The organism is Haloarcula sp. NS06 (assembly GCF_051122755.1).
GTDB lineage: Archaea > Halobacteriota > Halobacteria > Halobacteriales > Haloarculaceae > Haloarcula.
Window position 1 is genome coordinate 380,767 of sequence record NZ_CP184846.1, and the last position, 17,873, is coordinate 398,639.

The following is a 17,873-nucleotide window of genomic DNA, read 5'->3' on the forward strand; positions in this document are numbered from 1 at the left end:
CTCTATCGGAGTGTGCACTGTCTGTTCGTCGGTGCGGGCAGTATCGCGGCGGAGTACGCGGCAGAGCTGGCAGACGGCCCGCTCTCGCTGGCGGGCGTCTGCGACCTCGAGGCGGACCGGGCGAAGGCACTCGCCGCGGAACACGACTGTCCGGCGTTCACCGACCTCGACACCGCGCTCACCGCCGTCGACGCCCCGCTGGTGGTGAACCTGACGAACCACGCCGCCCACGCATCGGTGACCCGAACGGGACTCGAAGCAGGGCGACACGTATACTCGCAGAAACCGTTGGCACTGGGAGAGGCGGCCGCCGCCGATTTGCTTGCGCTGGCCCGGGACCGGAATCTGGCGCTTGGTTGTGCCCCGGGCACGCCCCAGGGGCCGTCACAGCGTCGTGCTGGACGACTGCTCGCCGACGGTCGTATGGGTCCCGTCCAGCTAGGATACGCCCACGCTCACGTCGGCCGCGTGACAGATTGGCACGACCGGCCCGATCCGTTTCTCTCTATCGGGCCGCTCTACGACGGCGGTGTCTATCCGCTCGCGCTGCTGATCTCGTGGTTCGGCCCCGTCGAATCTGTCCGGTCCGCAACTGCACTCGATAGCTGGCCCGAGCGGGAGGCAAAACGGCCGTCCGTCCCGAGCCACATTGAGGCGACGCTCGCGTTTGGCGGCGGTCTGACCGTGCGGCTAACCGCGAGTTTCTACGCGCCACACCGGAGTCGCGAGTTCTACGGGCTCGAACTCCACGGCGACGACGGATCGCTGTATCTCCGCGGGACCGGCGCAATGGCCGACAGCCCCTCAGCCGTTCAGTATGGTCGCGTCGGCCGCGAATACATCGACGCGCCTGCCCAGCACCCCACACAACCGTATCGCTATCTCGACCCGGTGGAGTCGCTTGCGGCCAGTGTCAATCGTGGTTCTCCGTCGCGGAAGACGGGCCGCCGTGGCGCCCACGTTGTCGCGGTCTGTAATGCGATTGAGACGACTGCGGAGACGAGTGGGCCGGAGTCCGTGTCCGACTACGGCGTGGCGGCCGCCCCTCAGCCAGCACCGACAGTCACCCCGAACAGAGACCAGAACAGTAGCCAGGAGCCAGCGATTCGGCTCCCGGCCGTCGGGTTTGGCTGTTCCCGCTACCGCAACGGAACGTACGTCGACCGCGCGGACTCCATTGCGGCGGCCCTCGATGCCGGCTACCGACTGCTCGACAGCGCCGAACTGTACGGTAATGAACACCGTATCGGCCGTATCCTTGCCGCTCCGGGCGCGCCCGACCGGCATCAGGTGTTCCTGCTCGGGAAAGTCTGGCGCACGAACCATCGTCAGGAGCACATGCTTACGGCCTGTCGGGGCAGTCTCGACGAGTTAGGCATCGACGCGTTCGACTGCTACGCATTACACTGGCCAGAGGCGTGGGCTCACAGCGGGCGCTTAGATCGACTGGCCGAGAAACCAATCGAGCGCCAGGAGGCATTGACCTTCCCCGAGGACGACGCGGGTGACATCGAGACCGACTCGGTCTCGCTCCAGCGAGCTTGGGCGAATCTGGAAACCCTCCACGAGCGGGGCTGGGCGCGCACGCTCGGGCTCTGTAACGTCTCGCAGCCCCAACTGGAGACGGTCATCGAGAGCGGGACTGTCAGGCCGGCACTCGTCCAGGTTGAGTGCCATCCGTACCAGCCACGGACTGACCTCGTCGAGTACTGTCACGAGCGAGGCATTAGGGTCGTCGCACACTCGCCGCTGTCGGCTCCCGGATTGCTTGACGAACAAGTTCTGGTGGATATCGCGGAGGCGTTTGGCTTATCACCAGCCGGAGCGGTGCTGGCGTGGAACGTCACACAGGGCGTCGTTCCAATTCCGTCCAGTACGACACCATCTCATATCATCGAGAACATAGACGCCGCTGGACAGCGACTCGACGCCGAGGCCTGTACCAGAATCACCGGGCTTCAACGGCCGGATTTCGAGCGGTGAGCGACACATTTGGCAGTGTTGTTATATGACTGAAAGTCGAATCAAACCCATGGCCGCGACGGAGACACAGGGACCTTCACTTGATGTAGCTTCGCTAGACAGCCGACACTGGATCGGTGTCGTCGCGGCACTGGTCACGGCCGCGATACACCTCCTGCTCGGTGTCAGGCTAGCCCCATCTGGTATAGGTATCAGCTTTATCCTCGCGGGGCTGGGGTTTCTCGGCGCTATTGTGCTGGTTATCCTGGGTATTCGACGCCGACTCGTCTACGCCGTCGGTGTCCCGTTCACGCTCGTCCAGATACTGTTGTGGTACTACGTCAACTTCGCCACCGGGCCAAAATCGTTCCCGGCTGATGTTGGAACACTGGGGGCAGTCGACAAGGTCGCACAGCTTGTCCTGCTGACGGTCCTCGTTGCGCTGCTGCGATGAGCTGTGCTACTGTAGCGGCGGATGAATGGCGGCCGGGAGGTGTCGATGGCCGAGAAACACGGTGACGGCGGGGTCCCTGTCGAACTTTCGGTTGTCGGCGGGTTCATTATCGCTGCCATTGTCGGCGTGCTGTTTCCCGCAGACGCGATGACCCATTGGATGTTCCACCCGGCGGTCGTCGCAGGCTGTTGCTGGGCCGGACAGCTCTGGTACGTCGGCCGAAAGCTCAGTGTCACGCCGGCCGCCGGTAACCCTTGGCGCTACACCTTCGGGATCGCGAACACGGTGACGCTACTTCGCGGTGGGCTTTATGCTGTCGTCGCTGGCTTTCTCGTGGTGCCGGCGACGACCGATCTCGTCTGGGTTCCGGCGGCCTGCTACGGTGCTGGCGTCGTGCTGGATAAGCTTGATGGCACCGTTGCCCGAACCGTCGGTAAGCAAACCCGATTGGGCACGCGGTTGGACATAGCTTTCGACACTTTCGGGTTCGTGGTCGCACCGCTTGTCGCAGTCCTTTGGGGTCAGCTTCCCGCCTTGTACCTCTCACTGTCGGCTGCTCGTTACGTCTACGTCGGCGGTATTCGCTGGCGGCGATACCAAAACCGGCCCGTCTTTGAGCGGCCTGACAGTGACCTCGGGAAGTATCTCGCCGGCGTCCAGATGGTGTTCATTACTGCCGCACTCGTCCCTACGGCGCCGACAGAACTGGTCTTCAAGCTCACACCGGTCGTCATCGCCCCGTCGCTAGCGGTGTTCCTCCGAGACTTCCTCGTCGCCAGCGGTCGCCTTCCCCGCGAGTGGTTCGACCGGCAGCGTTGATACGTCTCTGTCCCTACCCTTCTGTATGCTCTTCCCGACACACTTGCTCGTGGCCGCGCTTCTGGGACGGGTGTCGCGGTTGTCGCCGCTGTGGCTTGTGGTCGGGACCGCAGTGCCGGACGTAGTGGACAAGCCGCTAGCAACGGTCGGTGTCACCTCTCTCTATCATTCAATCGGTCACTCTGCGCTACTCGTCATCGTGGTGCTCCCGCTGGCTCTCTCAGGCCGGACCGGCTTGTCGGTGGCAGCTGGCTGGGTATTACATCTCCTCCTCGACACTGTCCACGTCGTTCTCAACGGCCGCGCCGGCGACGCAGTCTTTCTGTTTTGGCCTGTTGTCATTCCGGCGGACCCACTGTCGCTCTCACCAAGGCCGTTCTTCGTGTACTACCTCTGGAGTCCGTCGTTCTTCCTCGAAGTCGCGCTCTGGTTCACTACCGCGGGCCTAGCCGTCAGACACGTTACACGAGGAGGCCGTGTTAGCTTGTGGGACTTGGTCGATTGAACGCCCCTGTTGCTTTGGTAACTACAACACGGAGTTACAGCCCCTGAAACGCTGCTGCACTGATAGGGTCGACACTATCGGACTGGGTCAGCATCTGCCAACACAACAAAGCAACTGAGAGTTGCTGTGCCGTCGGCATCCCGTCTCACCGCAGTTACCGTCCAACACGGCTGACCGCACGCCTACGCATTCGGTTAGGTCGCACTACGTTCGGCCTTGACCTGCTCGACGTACGCTTCGACGACGTTTTGAATGATCACTTTCCCGGCCTCGGTGGTTGCCGCTGTCGGGTCACCGAGGACACCGTTTTCTGTGATTGATTTGAACCCTTCGCTTAGCAACCGTGCCGGCGAAATATCACCTTCGGGCCCGGGTTCGATAGCCTCCGTCCTGATGAGTCCCTCATCGATAGCTAGTACAATCGCTGTTTCGGCGGCCCCGGCGTGAATAACATCCTGCTCGTACTCGATACCGGCCTTGCTGAGTCCCTCATTCAGCAACTGCATGTGGTCATCGAGGTCAGCGAGCGGAATTACTGCGGCTTCGAGGTCACGTGCGATGTCTGGTGCCACGGTTTTGACCGGCCCGAAGTTCCCACCGTGGGTCGGGACAAGCACGATGTGTTCGAAGCCGTGGGTATCGAGTGACCTGCAGTACGATCGGATGACATCCATCAATGTCTCGGGTGGAACGGTTATTGTTCCAGGGAACTCCATGTGATGTCCCGAGCATCCGGGGCGGATTGTGGGAGCGGCAAGAGCATCGCCCATCTCGACCGCCATTCGGCGCGAGAGTTCATCCCCATCTAGCGTATCCATATTCAGCGGCAGGTGTGGGCCGTGTTGTTCGATCGAACCGACAGCTACGATCACTGTCCGTGTTCCGTTTTCGAGTGCAGACTCAATTTCTGGCCATGCCAGTTCCTCAAGACATACTGACCTGCGAGAAGACATTGCTGTCAGTTATCTGTCTTGACCCAAATACCTGCCGAACCCTGCATACGATTACCCATCAGCGGGTACGGGTCCACCGTTAGATTGCCCTTTGTACTGATTTTCGTCCTGTCGGGCCAGTAACCCGATGTTAGCTTTCTACACAGTCAGTGCAGCGGCCAGCGCCGGGTAGCGAGGGCCCGCCACATTCTGTGCACGCGTCAAGGCCTGCGCTGGGCTTCTCCCGTGGGACAGGTATTGTATCCAGTGCTTTTCGCAACCGCTTTTTCATGTAGCGTAGTATTGTAGTCAAGTATTTTAATATTTGGGGAGAACATCCCATTGGTGGTGTAATTAAGTGGAAAAATAGCCACAGTCTTGGATGAATGTGCCGCAATACCGTCTTGTATATGAGAAATTAACCAAAATATGTCTAGTCTGGCGACGCTACATTTTGTACCCGTACCGATGGACGAATCATGTGGGCTCAGACTGTCTTGCCAGCTTTCGTGGCCGTCCCAATGTCCGAGAATATGAATTTGGTTTCTTCGGGTGTCGTTTCTACGTCGCCCTCCCAGCCATGCCCAGAAACGACTCGCTCTACGATTAGGAGGCCGAGGCCGACTCGATTTTGGCCGAACGAGCCACCAAACACCGACTTTGCTATCGGCTCCGGTAGTTCAGGCCCGTCATTACTGACTTCAAATCCGGTCTCTGTGCCCCGGACCGTGACTGTCACATCCTCGCCACAGTGCTCTTTGACATTACGGAACAGGTTCTCGAATAATTGCTGGAGACGCGACCTGTCAGCCATAATCGTGCGACTATCAGAGATGGTCAATGTGGCGCTCGGCGGCGAAACGATATCCCATGCGTCACGTGCAATCGTTGCGATATCGACCGGTTCTCGCTCTCCAACATCCGCGCCGTTGCGGGCCAGCGAGAGTGTATTTGTGATGAGTGTCTCAATCCGGTCTAGGGAGTCAAGCACTGTCTGTAAGTGCGTCGCAACTGCGTCCGGCGCGGATTCCAAGGCATATTCTGTGTATCCGATTGCAGCCGTCAGTGGGTTCCGAATATCGTGTGCAAGCACCCCAGCGAACTCGTTGAGTCGCTCATTTTGCGCTTCGACGGTCTGGTAGTGTTTGTGCCGCTCTATTTCGTAGCTAATCCACTGCGTTAATAGCTCGACGAACTGTTGTTCCTGGTCTTCAAACTCGCCCTTTCGAGGGCTGTCGTCAGAGTAACAAAGCGTTCCATATGTTTCACCGTCGACCAGTATTGGTGCACCGATATAACACTGCAACCCGGTAGCCTCTGCGGCGATGTCATCAGCATATTCCGAGGCGTCCGCATCAGATACAATGAGCATTTCGCGGTCCTTGACAACGTGCCGACACCACGTTTCGTCAAGATTGTGGACTGTCCCGACTGCGTAGTCGCCCGTCTCAACAGTTGACCCAACGACATTATACTCGCCTTCAGCTGTGTATGAGAGCACTCCGTAGGCCAGCCCCAGTCGATCACGTCCGATTGTTATCGCCTGCTCGATTTTTTCATCTAATGCCAATGAGCGATCTGCGCCGAGTTCATACAGGTCTCGAAAGTAATCGTCAGCATCGGCTGACATAGCCATTTGGTTACATTCAGTTCTCAGCTATCTTCACGGTTTTCAACGCTGAACCCGCCCCGTTCCATGACGCCCCAGCTATCTACTCCGCGGAAATACTCAATGAGGCCCTGCCAGGCCACGATAGTCTTCCACTGTCGGTAACCGAAGTTCTCCAGCACGCCGTACCACAGTAATCGTCCTATCTGCCGTGGGTCTTCATATCGGTTGAAGCTCCAGACTTCGCTGAACACGCCGAACCATGACAGGAAGATACCAAACCCAGTCGTAAGCAAAAAGAAAACAATGACAAATTCGATGCTCAACACCCCAAAGTACCACGCAAGCGGGAGAATAATGTAGCCTAGCCCCTCGATAAGTGGGCCAAACATCTCCGCTGCGACAAAGAACGGAAGGATGACTGTTCCGACGCGGCCGTACGATGGGTTGAATAGCATTCCTCGATTCGTAACAACCGTCTCAACCATTCCACGGAACCAGCGACGGCGCTGGCGGCCGAGCATACGTCTATTGCTTGGAACTTCCGTCCAGGCGACTGGCTCGGGCACAAAATCAACAGTGTATTCCCGTCCTTCGTCGGTCAGATACCGGTGGAGGCGAACGATGATGTCGAAGTCTTCTGTAATCGTGTCATGGCGATAGCCACCAATCTCGCGGACAACGTCGGTTCGAAAGAGACCGAACGCACCCGAGATGAGAATTAATCCTTTGAGCCGATTGAGTCCGAGTCGACCGGAGTAGAACGCACGGAGATACTCCATTACCTGTAGTCCTGGGAGCCCAGTCTTCGGAAGCTTCACCTCTTTGACGAGGCCATCCTTGACAATACATTCGTTTGCTACTCTGATGACGCCGCCTGTCGCCACTGTCGTCCCCGGCCGCTTGAGAAACGGTTTGACGATCTGCAATAATGCATCTCTGTCGATAATCGTATCCGAATCGACCGCACAGAACAGCGCCATCTCTGTCAGCCAGATACCGGCATTGAGTGCGTCACTCTTGCCCCCGTTTGCCTTGTCAACAACCAATAGCTCCTCGTATCGGGTTGACCGGTATGTCCCGTGTATCTCTTCGCTAGGCACTTCGAATGGTACGGCTGCCTCGATTTCCTCGAGTTCAAACCGTTCGATCAATCTCTCAAGTGTCTCATCAGTTGACCCATCGTTGACGACGACAACCTCGAGTTCTGGGTAGTTCAGCGACAGCATCGATTGGACACTCTCTTCAATCGTCGCTGCCTCGTTGTAGGCTGGAACGACAAGCGCAATCCCTGGATAAAACGGGCTGGCAAACCGCCTGAACGGCTCATCCCAGTTTGCTTCACGCACGTCGTCGCGCAACTCGAACAGAGCCAGAATATGGAGACAGAGATAATAGCCGTTTACTACGAGATAGTAGGCAAGAATGAACAGCCCAATTGCGCCAAACACTGTGACGGCCAGATGAGTCGTTGAATGCATTAGTTATCCCTGGGTGGCCCGGGTGTGGCCCCGGGCGACACTATCGTATGATACGTGTTCACTGCTCCATTCCCAGGCAGCGCCGAGAATAGCTGGTCCACTACGACCGATTTGATCCTGTCGTCGCACCAGTGCGTTCGTTCCACGGACTAACGCCCGTGGATCCTCTTCGGAAACAAGCGCATAGAGAAGGATTGTCACTGCCTCTTGATCGCCCCATGAACCCAGCATCTCGTAGACAGCACCCCGAACACGCGGCGAGGAATCAGCCGTGGCCCGGGCCAGAAACCGTGAATCTCGAAGCTCCGGTCGCCAGCCGAAACTGCCAAGCGCACTTGCTGCGGCTGCTCGTACACCCTCGTCATCAGCCTCCAAATTGGATGTTAACCAAGATACATCTGCTGTGCGAATGCCGGTTCCGAGTTGTCCGTGAACGAGTAACACTTGCGCCAACAGTGCATCTGACCACGCCTCGTACCGGTTTGCTGCAAGTGCAAACATCGTATCGGGGGCCTCCCGTGCAAGCCGATACAGCGTATCTTGACCAAAGACACTGAACTCCGTTGTCGCCCCATCTAGCAGTAACTCGACGCCCTCTGCGGGGGAATCCAACTGTCCGGTCTGAAAGAGCAGACGCGCAACGGCCGCTCGCTCGGCCTGTGTCGTTGGCTCGTAAGATGCCGCATGATACGGGTCTGGATCATCTAGTCTGATGAGCCACGTTAACGCCTGTAATCGAACGAACGTATGACCACGTTCTAAATCAGACCGGGCGTCATCTGGGATGCCCAACGCGGCACCGAACTGCTTGAGCGAGTCGGCTTCGCTCCCGTCAAGCTCACGAAGATACTCTGCTAGAAGTTCCATCGCGACGCTCCGTTCTGTCTTCGAAAGAGTAGGGACCCATTCGTCCCACTTTGATTCTGGTGCAAAGGCTCTGCTGAGTAGCTCGTCTTGTACGTCCGAGCGCACACGACTCCGCTGTGTGGCCTTGAGATACCGGTAGCTCGACAGCCCCATTGTGAGTGCAAGCGAGACTATGAGTCCGATTCCAACGAGGAGTCCTATAACAGCGAGGATGACACTGATGGGTACGGAATACTCACCTACCGCCACAGCACCCTGCATCACCGGCACTCCTGTTCACGCCGTCGCATATCTTCGAACCCGAGCTAGTAGCTCTTGCGCACGAAACGGCTTGGTGACATAATCATCCGCGCCGGAGTCAAACCCCTCTAGTACGTGCTCTTCCTGTCCACGAGATGTGAGCATGACAATGGGTAAGTCTGAACGCACTGCCAACTCACCACCCCGGATCATCCGTAGTAGTCGGGTCCCGTCCAGACGCGGCATCATCACATCACAAATAACCAGTGCTGGTTCATACCCCGTATCAAGCAGATCGGCCGCGGCCTGTCCGTCCTCACAGACGCGGACAGCGTATCCCGCACTCTCCAATCGGTGGGTGAGCAACTGCCGAAGTGTTTCATCGTCATCAACTACGAGTATTTCATCACCCATTTGTTGTCGTCGCTAATATATGCAGGGTCAAAAGTCCGTCTAATAATATATCAGTGGCTAGTAATTACTATCCATTAGAGGGCAATAGAGTAATCAGATACAGAACCATATGCTATCTATGGAACGTCGCCGCTTTCTCGCGTCTGTCGGTGTGACTGGGGCTGCTGGTGTTGCGGGGTGTTTAAGCGAGAACGGTAATCAACCGATGTTTCAGGTCCGTCGGAAAGGGTTTGAGCGACTCACTGACGACGGGTATGAACCGCTGACCGTTCGTGGCCTGAACATTGGTATGGCAAAGCCCGGCTATTTCCCAGGGTCGGCAGCCATTACACGGGACGAATACGACCGCTGGATAGCGGATATCGGCGCTATCGCCAATGTTATCCGAACGTATACGATTCATCCTCCCGAGTTCTATCACGCCCTTGCAGCGTACAACGCGGATGCAACCGATCCGTTGTACCTCTTGCAGGGAACGTGGGTACCACACGAGCCACTAGTCACCGCAGGCGATGCAACCAGCATCTCAGACACGGTCGATCAGGAGCTACAGCGTACCGTGGACGTTGTCCACGGTGACACGACTCTTCCGGACCGACCCGGGCATGCTGGTGGTATCTACGATGCTGATGTTCACGAGTGGCTTCTGGGGTATTTATTCGGTATCGAGTGGCCACCATCCGTGGTCGAGGCAACGAACCAAGCCAACGACGCTGGGACGTACAGCGGGTCGTACGTACAGAGTGATGGGAGTGCCTTCGAGCGGTGGCTTGCGGAGCGGTTAGACGGTACTGTCGCTCACGAAACAACCAACCATGACTGGCAAGCCCCTGTCGGGTTCGTCAACTGGGTGACGACTGATCCGCTGGAGCATCCGTATGAGCCATTTGTCGACGAAGATTCAGTCACGATTGACCCGGATACTGTTACCACAACTGATGCGTTCGATCCGGGCACGTTTGCGGCCTACCACGTCTACCCGTACTATCCCGACCTGCTCAATGAAACACCGGACTACGTCGACTTTATTGACCACCGTGGTGAGCCCAATAGCTATGCCGGCTACCTCAATGACCTGGTCAGTGTGACAACCCATCCACTCCTCATTGCTGAGTTCGGAGTGCCAAGTTCACGGGGTATCGCGCACCGTGACGTACATGGGCGTCATCAGGGCCAACATACTGAGCAGTCCCAGGGCGAGATCGTCGCGGCGATGTACGAGGACATCGTCAAAGCAGGCACCGCAGGCGGCGTTGCATTCGCATGGCAAGACGAGTGGTTCAAGCGGACGTGGAATCTTGATGCCCGCTCGGTCCCCGGCCGTCGTCCGTACTGGTCAAACATTGAGACTCCCGAACAGCGATTCGGATTGTTGGCGTTTGAGCCGGAGAATTCTGTTTCCCTGTCCGGCAACAGCTCAGACTGGAACGACGCCACTGTCATCAAGCCACAAACAGCAGCCAATGTTCCAGCCGATCAACAACTCGAGGAGCTTCGCATCTCACACAGTTTAGAAGGATTAGAGATGCGAGTAACGCTCGGTGACGTAGCTGACCCGATGGACTGGAGTCGGGTGAACATCATCCTGACAGTTGGACTACGTGGGCAAGAGACATCTCTTCCACTCAATACGGGTGCGACAGCCGCTGCTGACTTTGTCGTTCACCTGCGTGGACCAGCGACATCCCGTCTGCTGGTCCAGTCGTCGTTCGACGCGTTCGCCCGCGAATTCGGTTCTCAGGCGGGCTTACCAGTTCAGGAATATCGCGACGGAACGGCGGGATTCGTTCCCGTCCGCGAGCCTATCAATCGTGGATACACTGTCCCAGCGACCGGCGATGTGGTTCCGTTCGAGGCCGTCGAAACGGGACAGCTCACCTACGCGAACGGGGACCCGTCATCGCCAGATTACAATTCGCTCACTGATGTCCACGTCAGTCCGGCAGACCGAACAGTCGAGATGCGACTGCCCTGGGTTCTACTCAACGTTGCTGATCCGTCAACCAAACAGCGAATCGCATCGGACTGGTCCGACGGTCTTGAAACAACGTCTTTCGAGACAGTAACAGTTGGCGCCGCGACGTACCGTCCGACCACAGATGGACGACAGGCACAGACCATCGATGGCACAACAAATCTCATAGACGCTCTCCCCGGACGCAACGGTACGACAGTGGACACAGCCACGTACAACTGGGAACAGTGGAACCAGCCATCATATACCGAGCGATTAAAACAATCATATGACGTTTTGCAGAACTTGTGGAGTTAGCTTGCTGTGAAACCCCCGCGCTCGTGCCCACATGGCGACTCGTTCATGTCCACGGCAGCGTTAACTACAGCATGGCCCGTCAGCACAGGACTAAAAAAGACACACAATCACTGCTGTCCGACAGCGCGGCCTGACCGTTCTTGGGGTTTCAGTGCCCACACGTTAGGATTCTCCTGCAGTTCGTACTCAGAGAGAAGGTTTGACTGGTACGCGTTATCAGCGAGTGACTCACGTGCGCTGTCCCATTCGTCGATTTCGATGCGGTTGAGCGGTCCGGAGACAATCACACTCCGCCATGCACCATCTTGACCAATATCGAAGGTGGTAAAACTCGCGATATCCGTCTGTTCCGCGTAACTTTCTTTCCGGAGTTCGGTGGTTGCGCCCAAAAACACGAAATACAGGGTGTCCTCTCCGTCGTACCCGAAAGATATCGGCACGCCGTATGGCACTCCCTCAGCGGCCATCGACAGCACACCAACACCTCTCTCAGTTAGTACCTCACCAATGACCGATTCTTCCAATTCCGCGCCCAACAAGGGTTGGTAATCTGAACTCATAGCTAAAATATGTTCTTGATACTGGATTAAACTATGATAGGATTCCCAGAACCTCGGAATTCGAGTCTTGATTAACGACCCGGGGGAGCGCAGGCCACCACTATAACAGATAACGACCAACACTACTCCCTGTCACTTGCTACCCGAGTACAAGACTTTGTTACCTGTCAGTCCGAACAGGTGGTATGGCGATCGACCCACTGACTAACGACGAAGTTCTGGCGGTCCTTGAAGACTGTGAGGCGACGGCGGTCCCGACAGCACACATCTCTGCACGTCTTTCGGCCCCAAAACCGTATGTCACGACACACCTCCAACAACTCGCGTTGAAGGGATTAGTCGGGTTCAACACACACAGAGGCGTTCGCCGCTGGCGGCTCACAACCGCCGCGAGAGAAGCACGTGAGTAAGAGATAGGTGCCCCTTCCTGCTGTCGTCTGGGCACAACTCCTTCACAGAACGCTGGGCTGTGAGCACACGGCTATGCGTCGGCGCGAATATCCCGATCAACAGCGTTCCTCGCAAGCGTACCGAAGCAGTCTTTCGCGTCGTCTGCTAGTACGTAGCGCTCGTGGACATCATCCGGTTCTCTGCCGCGCCCACTCGCCAGACCAACGACATGCGCGATCCTCTCGTAGTTCTCTCTGACGAGCGAACCGACGAGATCGGGGAGCCCGGCGCGGCCGGCGAGTTCTTCGGCGGCTGCCCGCCCCGCGTACACCTGCTTTGCCGGCCGATCGACCAGCACCATCGCAAACGGTGGCTCGTCGAACTGGGCCGTCAGAAACGACTGAGCTGACTCATCATACCATGAGATCGCGCCGATATCGTCGACCTGCTCCAGAGCTTTCGCAGCCACTGAGCAGTACGGGCATTCGCCGTCGTAGATGAGAACCGAACTAAAACGAGCCATGTACCCACTAGGGGTTCTCGACGCATATATCGTTGGATTGGGGGGGCCGTAGGTAGTGTCAGTGGCCAGTTCGGACCGCGACTTATCTGCCTTTATTTCCCTGAACTACCCTCGCCTGAGCCGAAGTTGTGTGCCGACTCTTGCCTGTTGTTTGGCACAGTTGCTGTGTAATCAGTTCGTTCATACGTCATTAGCTATCACCACGGAGTAATGCCCTTCACCAGACGGGTTCTCTGTACAGAGGATAGCCGTCGGACAGAACTACTTGGTACTATTGCCTCGAATTCGCTCCCGATTGTTGGTGTTGCGTTTCTCGACTGGAATGCGGCCGCACTGCTGTTTCTCTACTGGTTTGAGCTCGGTGTCGACTCGGTCTGGGCACTTGTCCGAGCAGTGTTTGCCGGTCGCCCACCGGAGATTGAGACTGGCACCTTACTTATCGGGTCACTGGCGACACGACAGTGCTCCCTCTCCGTCCCGAGAACCGGTCTGCGAGTCTATCTCACGACGCTGCTCGTGCTCCCAATTACCATTCTCATCCTGGCGGTCGTCTGGTTGTTTACTGGAGCCCTACTCGTCGGGCCACTGCCGGAACCCACTACAGAAACGGTAACTGGCGTGCTGCTTGCAACTGTTGGGATCTTCGTTCTGACGGGCGTCACAACGGTACGCAATTACTTCTACAACGGAGAATATCGGAAACATAACTCGACGACGGCGTTTCGCGGACTGTTACCTCGGATATGTACTGTCTTTTTCGGCGGCATACTCACTCTGACACTGCTAACAGCAGCTACGGAAGGGCCTGAAGCGGAACTCGGCAGTCTTGATCCGACTGTCGTCGGACTCCCACTGTTACTCATGGTCGTCTGCCTCAAATTCACCTCTGATCTCCTGGGCGTCTATAGCGACCGTCTTGCTGTCTATTTCAAGTCATACGATCAGGAATACGGCTGGCAAACGGCCCCGCCGAAGGCACGATCTATCGACGGGATGCTCGCTGATGCACCGGAGCGCGTTTGCCCGGTTCGCTGGGGACGGGTCATCGGCGGCCTCCTCCGACTCCCATATCACCCGGGAAGTGCACTTATCGGCGGCTTGGGGCTGCTCGTTGCGGCCCTGTTTGCAATTGGGGGTGCGTGGGACATCGTTGCCGTCATTGTTGTCGCAAGCGTTAGCATCCCGGTTCTCCTGCTGTGTCTCGATCAGCTATTGCGATACGGGACGGTCGAATACCGAATTGACTCTGACGCTGGTGCGCTCGTCGCATATGACCGTCTGTTTGGCACGGCACTCTGGCGGATCGAGTCGTGGGAGGAAAGCAGCCTCCGCGTTGAGAAGACGCCTCTTGATTCGCTGCTGGGAACAGAGACGGTTACTATCGAACACGCTGACGGCGAGTATATACTGCCACATCTGCCTGAGACCACCGCAGTCGTGGCGGCGTTTGACCGACAACCTGAGCGTTCAGAACAGATACTCCCCGGTCGGGCTGGTCTACTCGGCTGAGTCGTTTGAATGGCCTGTGGCGGGCTTCGTTATCTATCCTCGGAGACGGTGTTGTCGGTCCACAGGTCATAACCGACGACTAGTGCCATGCCACTCGTTGGGATAATCAACAGCAGCCTGCCAACGGGTGAGAAGTCAATGCCTGCCATCGAGAGACCGATGTATGCGACAGCGAGTACTGGTGGGACGGTGAGTGCGGCACCGAGTTGAGTACTGTCCGCCCGGAGGTAGCCAGCGCCCCAACCGACGAGTCCCAGGAGTATGAGCGGGATTGCAAGAGCCCAGATGAGGAAGGCGGTGAGTTCTCTCCCGATATCGTCTGTGCCGGCTGTAGTGAACAACAGTGTTCCAAGCAAACAGGCCCCAGTCCCACAGAGAGCGCCGAATGCGAACCCGCGCTGCAAGCGTGACATCGACGCGCTGTCACGCCTGATGACGGCACCGAGACCGACCACCAGTAGCGCATTCGCGCCTATGATGAGTCCGGGCCTGAGTGTCTGTTGCACCCAAATTGCACTAAGCAGCGGTGGGTTGAATACATACGAATCTCCCGGCCGCGGTGTCGGCCAGAGTTCAAGGGGCACTGCGGTGATGAGCAGACAGACTGCACTCAGACCGAGGAGCGAAGCGGCGATCCGAGATGAGTGACGCATAGCAGGTCACTCACCTCCAAGAGCCACAACAGTACCATCTGGAGAGACACCCACGATTCCGCCATCGAGTACTGCCAGTGAGACAGCCTGATACTCGGCTGGATACTGCCATACTGCCTCGCCAAAACGCGTTGTGAACGCGGTGAGGCCATCATCAGGCTGGAAGGTAAACACAGCGTCATCAGCCGCGGCAGTCACGGCGCCACCGAGATTGATTTCCGAACACCACCGTGGCTCCGGTGGACCGTTATCGACGCGGTCGAAGGCGAACGTCGCACTGGCGGCCTCACCGGGCCGCTCGATTGCATACACACTCTCGGGCGTCACGACCGGGAACTCAAGCGACCGCCTGTTGTCGAGACGCCACTGCTCGGTCCCGTCTGTGAGTGACCGGCCGAGCAGATCGCCGTACGTGTTGCTCACATAGACCGTCCCATCGGACAGGACAGGATATCCACCGGGCCGGTCCGAGCGTCTCCACTGGACCGCCCCGGTTGCGGCGTCTATCGCAACTATCTCCTCACCGGCGACAACGACGGTGTCGTCCACCATGGCCAGCCTCGCCCCGTCGGCGTCTGCCGTCCACTGCCGGCGTCCGTCGTCGATCGCAAATCTCGCTACCCCGTCAGTCGTGGGAACGAACAGGGCGTCGTCAGTCACCGTTGGAACGCCTGCCCCGGCCGTGTCGGTGTTTCGCCACGCAACTGTTCCGTCCGCAACCTCGAATGCAGCGATACCGTCTGCCGTCGCGAGAAAGACGCGACTGTTAGCTATCACTGGTGGCGCTGGTTCGTCTACGATGTCGACCACTGACGGGACTGTCACCGGTGTGAGATCACGCCGCCATTGTTCTGTGCCGTCACGGAGCGATAGGGCAACGACACCGGTCGCCGTCGTTAGCACGACAGTTCCGTCGGCGACGACCACCGCGCTTGCACCGGTGATTTTACTGTCACCAGACATTGTTGAAATATCTGCGTGCCATCTGACCGATGGTGTTGTCGTCTTCATCTGCACTGGCGCATAGCCCGTGTTCGCTGCGTCGAACCGCGGCGAGGGCCACGAGCCGTCGGGTACCGTTTTGAAGCCGGGGTTGTCGAAACCCGGCTCGACTGTATGAGATGGGTCTGGTGTGCCGTCGTCGGGACACGTCGACGAACAGCCAGCGACGCTGGCGACTGTTCCGGTGGCGACCATTCCGAGGAATGTCCGCCGCGATGTGGAGGGCATCGACTGTTCGTTCCGATACCTGCATAAAAAATGTTAATACGATATCCTGGTGAGGCGGAAATTCTCTTCTGTTGACCCAGACCGTCCATCTATCCTCAAGTCAATTGTCGGGTGAAGCCCGCTCTATTATCGATTGGCGGCTCAGCCTGCGATAAATCCAGCAAAGCTTAGTGAACCGTTCGCAATAGCGTTTCCATGGCCGAAACGACACTTGCGACGATGGACGAACTATTGGAAGGCGCTTTAGATGACGTGGACGACCCTGAAGTCCGATACAAACTCAGAAGTGCGCGACAACTTCTCCAAGTCGTTCAACAGCGGCAGGATATCATGGATGAAGCCATCGACACTGCCATTGAAGATGAAGCGGTTCTAGAAAACCTCCGCGACCTTGGCTATACTGAGTGATACGACACTAGCTGTCTGTTGACTCAGAACAAGTCTTTTGTCCTTCTCACCTAACTCTCCGACATGGCAACAGATACTGCTGAGCAACTCAGGGCGGAGTTAGAGTCGGTGTTCACGAACGCGGATTACCCCGTCGAAGAACCGATGGAACTGGTGCCAGCCCTGCCGGACGGTCCAGGTACGACATTCGAGGCGGGTGATATACGCGTCGGGGTGATGGATTTCGGTGCAGAATACGCCGACTATCAAGAGTACCCGTACGAGACGGCGGAGGCCCTCATTGACGACCTGATGACTGGGTTTCGGGAAGAAGGACTGTTTGACTGAGCGGGACGTTCCTCACACCGCTTGACTGCGTGATGGATATTCGCTACTCAGCAGTAGGAACGAAGCCGTATCGACAGCAACTATAACAGCGTTCGCGACGGGGCTGTCTCAGGCCTCCGCGTCATACCCCGCATCCTCCACAGCGGCGATGAGCTGTTCTGTGCTCACATTGCCGTCGACAGACACTTGCTCGGCGTCTTTGTCGGCCTCAGCGCCTTGCACTCCGGTGAGCGCTTCGATAGCCTCTTCGACGGTCTGCTCACAGTGGCCGCAACTCATCCCTTCGACGGTCAACGTCGTAGACATAGCAGTTTTGACGAAGAAAGCACGGACCTTTTCCGTTACGACTTAACTATCAGGAAAGTAGTACATAGTCCTATTAGAATACGGTTATTTGAGATATCAATTCAGTAGATAGGCATACATATACCAGAATATTATTGATATAGTTTTCGGCGCTCAGTAAAGAAGGATTGCACCGCCTCGGGAACACTCCAAGCAGTTCTCGACCAACTTCGCCAAAAGCGGAACGATCCTCAGAACACCGTTCTGATCAAGCTACGATGAGTCCCACCGAGGCGTACTCGTAGCTCCCACCACAGATGAGCAGCGGGTCTGGTCTAAGAGCAATTACGGCGGTTGGAACTTTTGAGCAGCAGTTACAGGGATTGTAGCCCTGTCGGTCAAGTCGAACACCGGTTCGTTGAGCCCATAGCAA

19 protein-coding genes are annotated in these 17,873 nt (G+C 57.3%); 9 read left to right on the top strand and 10 right to left on the bottom strand.

Annotated features, from left to right (window positions below; all coding sequences use genetic code 11):
- Positions 1-12: 12 nt before the first annotated feature.
- The 4 genes from ACODNH_RS23390 to ACODNH_RS23405 are packed head-to-tail and all read left to right on the top strand — an operon-like array spanning position 13 to position 3,740.
- On the top strand, positions 13-1,983 hold the full coding sequence (locus tag ACODNH_RS23390; RefSeq protein WP_434531815.1) for an aldo/keto reductase: 1,971 nt from the start codon (positions 13-15) through the stop codon (positions 1,981-1,983).
- Between the two features lie 49 nt (positions 1,984-2,032).
- A complete protein-coding gene (locus tag ACODNH_RS23395; protein ID WP_306711216.1) occupies positions 2,033-2,416 on the top strand; it encodes a DUF7475 family protein in 384 nt (127 codons plus the stop codon).
- Between the two features lie 45 nt (positions 2,417-2,461).
- Positions 2,462-3,235, top strand: coding sequence for a CDP-alcohol phosphatidyltransferase family protein (locus tag ACODNH_RS23400; RefSeq protein ID WP_434531816.1), 774 nt, complete (start codon positions 2,462-2,464; stop codon positions 3,233-3,235).
- 25 nt (positions 3,236-3,260) lie between these two features.
- Positions 3,261-3,740 (top strand): metal-dependent hydrolase, encoded by a 480-nt coding sequence (locus ACODNH_RS23405; protein ID WP_306710613.1) that lies wholly within the window; start codon positions 3,261-3,263, stop codon positions 3,738-3,740.
- Positions 3,741-3,934: 194 nt separating this feature from the next.
- Here ACODNH_RS23405 and ACODNH_RS23410 read toward each other — a convergent pair whose 3' ends face one another.
- The 5 genes from ACODNH_RS23410 to ACODNH_RS23430 form a co-directional block, all read right to left on the bottom strand.
- Positions 3,935-4,693 carry a creatininase family protein gene (locus tag ACODNH_RS23410; protein WP_306710611.1) on the bottom strand — a complete coding sequence of 253 codons (759 nt, stop codon included), beginning with the start codon at positions 4,691-4,693 and terminating at the stop codon, positions 3,935-3,937.
- A 466-nt stretch (positions 4,694-5,159) separates the two neighbouring features.
- A complete protein-coding gene (locus ACODNH_RS23415) occupies positions 5,160-6,302 on the bottom strand; it encodes a GAF domain-containing sensor histidine kinase (protein ID WP_434531817.1) in 1,143 nt (380 codons plus the stop codon).
- Between the two features lie 23 nt (positions 6,303-6,325).
- On the bottom strand, positions 6,326-7,762 hold the full coding sequence (locus tag ACODNH_RS23420; protein ID WP_434531818.1) for a glycosyltransferase family 2 protein: 1,437 nt from the start codon (positions 7,760-7,762) through the stop codon (positions 6,326-6,328).
- Positions 7,763-7,765: 3 nt separating this feature from the next.
- On the bottom strand, positions 7,766-8,890 hold the full coding sequence (locus ACODNH_RS23425; RefSeq protein ID WP_434531819.1) for a HEAT repeat domain-containing protein: 1,125 nt from the start codon (positions 8,888-8,890) through the stop codon (positions 7,766-7,768).
- 15 nt (positions 8,891-8,905) lie between these two features.
- Positions 8,906-9,283: a response regulator transcription factor gene (locus ACODNH_RS23430; protein WP_058991837.1), complete on the bottom strand. Its 378-nt coding sequence runs from the start codon at positions 9,281-9,283 to the stop codon at positions 8,906-8,908.
- Between the two features lie 118 nt (positions 9,284-9,401).
- Between ACODNH_RS23430 and ACODNH_RS23435 the strand changes: the two genes are divergently transcribed.
- A complete protein-coding gene (locus ACODNH_RS23435) occupies positions 9,402-11,555 on the top strand; it encodes a hypothetical protein (protein WP_434531820.1) in 2,154 nt (717 codons plus the stop codon).
- A gap of 107 nt (positions 11,556-11,662) precedes the next feature.
- Here ACODNH_RS23435 and ACODNH_RS23440 read toward each other — a convergent pair whose 3' ends face one another.
- Positions 11,663-12,115, bottom strand: a complete 453-nt coding sequence (locus ACODNH_RS23440; RefSeq protein WP_434531821.1) for a pyridoxamine 5'-phosphate oxidase family protein — start codon at positions 12,113-12,115, stop codon at positions 11,663-11,665.
- A 185-nt stretch (positions 12,116-12,300) separates the two neighbouring features.
- Between ACODNH_RS23440 and ACODNH_RS23445 the strand changes: the two genes are divergently transcribed.
- On the top strand, positions 12,301-12,525 hold the full coding sequence (locus tag ACODNH_RS23445; RefSeq protein ID WP_434531822.1) for a hypothetical protein: 225 nt from the start codon (positions 12,301-12,303) through the stop codon (positions 12,523-12,525).
- Positions 12,526-12,596: 71 nt separating this feature from the next.
- On the opposite strand, the gene ACODNH_RS23450 is transcribed toward ACODNH_RS23445, so the two are convergent.
- Positions 12,597-13,028, bottom strand: coding sequence for a DCC1-like thiol-disulfide oxidoreductase family protein (locus tag ACODNH_RS23450; RefSeq protein ID WP_434531823.1), 432 nt, complete (start codon positions 13,026-13,028; stop codon positions 12,597-12,599).
- A 210-nt stretch (positions 13,029-13,238) separates the two neighbouring features.
- Between ACODNH_RS23450 and ACODNH_RS23455 the strand changes: the two genes are divergently transcribed.
- A complete protein-coding gene (locus ACODNH_RS23455) occupies positions 13,239-14,537 on the top strand; it encodes a DUF6498-containing protein (protein ID WP_434531824.1) in 1,299 nt (432 codons plus the stop codon).
- Positions 14,538-14,566: 29 nt separating this feature from the next.
- On the opposite strand, the gene ACODNH_RS23460 is transcribed toward ACODNH_RS23455, so the two are convergent.
- Together ACODNH_RS23460 and ACODNH_RS23465 are read right to left on the bottom strand one after the other, a co-directional pair.
- Complete coding sequence (locus tag ACODNH_RS23460) at positions 14,567-15,190, bottom strand: hypothetical protein (RefSeq protein WP_434531825.1); 624 nt, start codon at positions 15,188-15,190, stop codon at positions 14,567-14,569.
- A 6-nt stretch (positions 15,191-15,196) separates the two neighbouring features.
- Positions 15,197-16,387 carry a PQQ-binding-like beta-propeller repeat protein gene (locus ACODNH_RS23465; protein WP_434531909.1) on the bottom strand — a complete coding sequence of 397 codons (1,191 nt, stop codon included), beginning with the start codon at positions 16,385-16,387 and terminating at the stop codon, positions 15,197-15,199.
- A 228-nt stretch (positions 16,388-16,615) separates the two neighbouring features.
- Here ACODNH_RS23465 and ACODNH_RS23470 point away from each other — a divergent pair, with 228 nt between their 5' ends.
- Positions 16,616-16,828 (top strand): hypothetical protein, encoded by a 213-nt coding sequence (locus tag ACODNH_RS23470; RefSeq protein WP_306710588.1) that lies wholly within the window; start codon positions 16,616-16,618, stop codon positions 16,826-16,828.
- A gap of 63 nt (positions 16,829-16,891) precedes the next feature.
- Positions 16,892-17,155 carry an MTH865 family protein gene (locus ACODNH_RS23475; protein ID WP_306710587.1) on the top strand — a complete coding sequence of 88 codons (264 nt, stop codon included), beginning with the start codon at positions 16,892-16,894 and terminating at the stop codon, positions 17,153-17,155.
- A gap of 108 nt (positions 17,156-17,263) precedes the next feature.
- Here the strand turns inward: ACODNH_RS23475 and ACODNH_RS23480 are convergent, their stop codons facing one another.
- A complete protein-coding gene (locus tag ACODNH_RS23480; protein ID WP_306710584.1) occupies positions 17,264-17,461 on the bottom strand; it encodes a heavy-metal-associated domain-containing protein in 198 nt (65 codons plus the stop codon).
- Positions 17,462-17,873: the final 412 nt, after the last annotated feature.

Coding starts and splice junctions, on each gene's coding strand:
- ACODNH_RS23435 (WP_434531820.1), top strand. CDS start 9,402: ATGGAACGTCGCCGCTTTCTCGCGTCTGTCGGTGTGACTGGGGCTGCT.
- ACODNH_RS23440 (WP_434531821.1), bottom strand. CDS start 12,115: ATGAGTTCAGATTACCAACCCTTGTTGGGCGCGGAATTGGAAGAATCG.
- ACODNH_RS23455 (WP_434531824.1), top strand. CDS start 13,239: ATGCCCTTCACCAGACGGGTTCTCTGTACAGAGGATAGCCGTCGGACA.
- ACODNH_RS23460 (WP_434531825.1), bottom strand. CDS start 15,190: ATGCGTCACTCATCTCGGATCGCCGCTTCGCTCCTCGGTCTGAGTGCA.
- ACODNH_RS23465 (WP_434531909.1), bottom strand. CDS start 16,387: ATGGTCGCCACCGGAACAGTCGCCAGCGTCGCTGGCTGTTCGTCGACG.
- ACODNH_RS23420 (WP_434531818.1), bottom strand. CDS start 7,762: ATGCATTCAACGACTCATCTGGCCGTCACAGTGTTTGGCGCAATTGGG.
- ACODNH_RS23400 (WP_434531816.1), top strand. CDS start 2,462: ATGGCCGAGAAACACGGTGACGGCGGGGTCCCTGTCGAACTTTCGGTT.
- ACODNH_RS23430 (WP_058991837.1), bottom strand. CDS start 9,283: ATGGGTGATGAAATACTCGTAGTTGATGACGATGAAACACTTCGGCAG.
- ACODNH_RS23470 (WP_306710588.1), top strand. CDS start 16,616: ATGGCCGAAACGACACTTGCGACGATGGACGAACTATTGGAAGGCGCT.
- ACODNH_RS23425 (WP_434531819.1), bottom strand. CDS start 8,890: ATGCAGGGTGCTGTGGCGGTAGGTGAGTATTCCGTACCCATCAGTGTC.
- ACODNH_RS23415 (WP_434531817.1), bottom strand. CDS start 6,302: ATGTCAGCCGATGCTGACGATTACTTTCGAGACCTGTATGAACTCGGC.
- ACODNH_RS23450 (WP_434531823.1), bottom strand. CDS start 13,028: ATGGCTCGTTTTAGTTCGGTTCTCATCTACGACGGCGAATGCCCGTAC.
- ACODNH_RS23405 (WP_306710613.1), top strand. CDS start 3,261: ATGCTCTTCCCGACACACTTGCTCGTGGCCGCGCTTCTGGGACGGGTG.
- ACODNH_RS23480 (WP_306710584.1), bottom strand. CDS start 17,461: ATGTCTACGACGTTGACCGTCGAAGGGATGAGTTGCGGCCACTGTGAG.
- ACODNH_RS23410 (WP_306710611.1), bottom strand. CDS start 4,693: ATGTCTTCTCGCAGGTCAGTATGTCTTGAGGAACTGGCATGGCCAGAA.
- ACODNH_RS23445 (WP_434531822.1), top strand. CDS start 12,301: ATGGCGATCGACCCACTGACTAACGACGAAGTTCTGGCGGTCCTTGAA.
- ACODNH_RS23395 (WP_306711216.1), top strand. CDS start 2,033: ATGGCCGCGACGGAGACACAGGGACCTTCACTTGATGTAGCTTCGCTA.
- ACODNH_RS23475 (WP_306710587.1), top strand. CDS start 16,892: ATGGCAACAGATACTGCTGAGCAACTCAGGGCGGAGTTAGAGTCGGTG.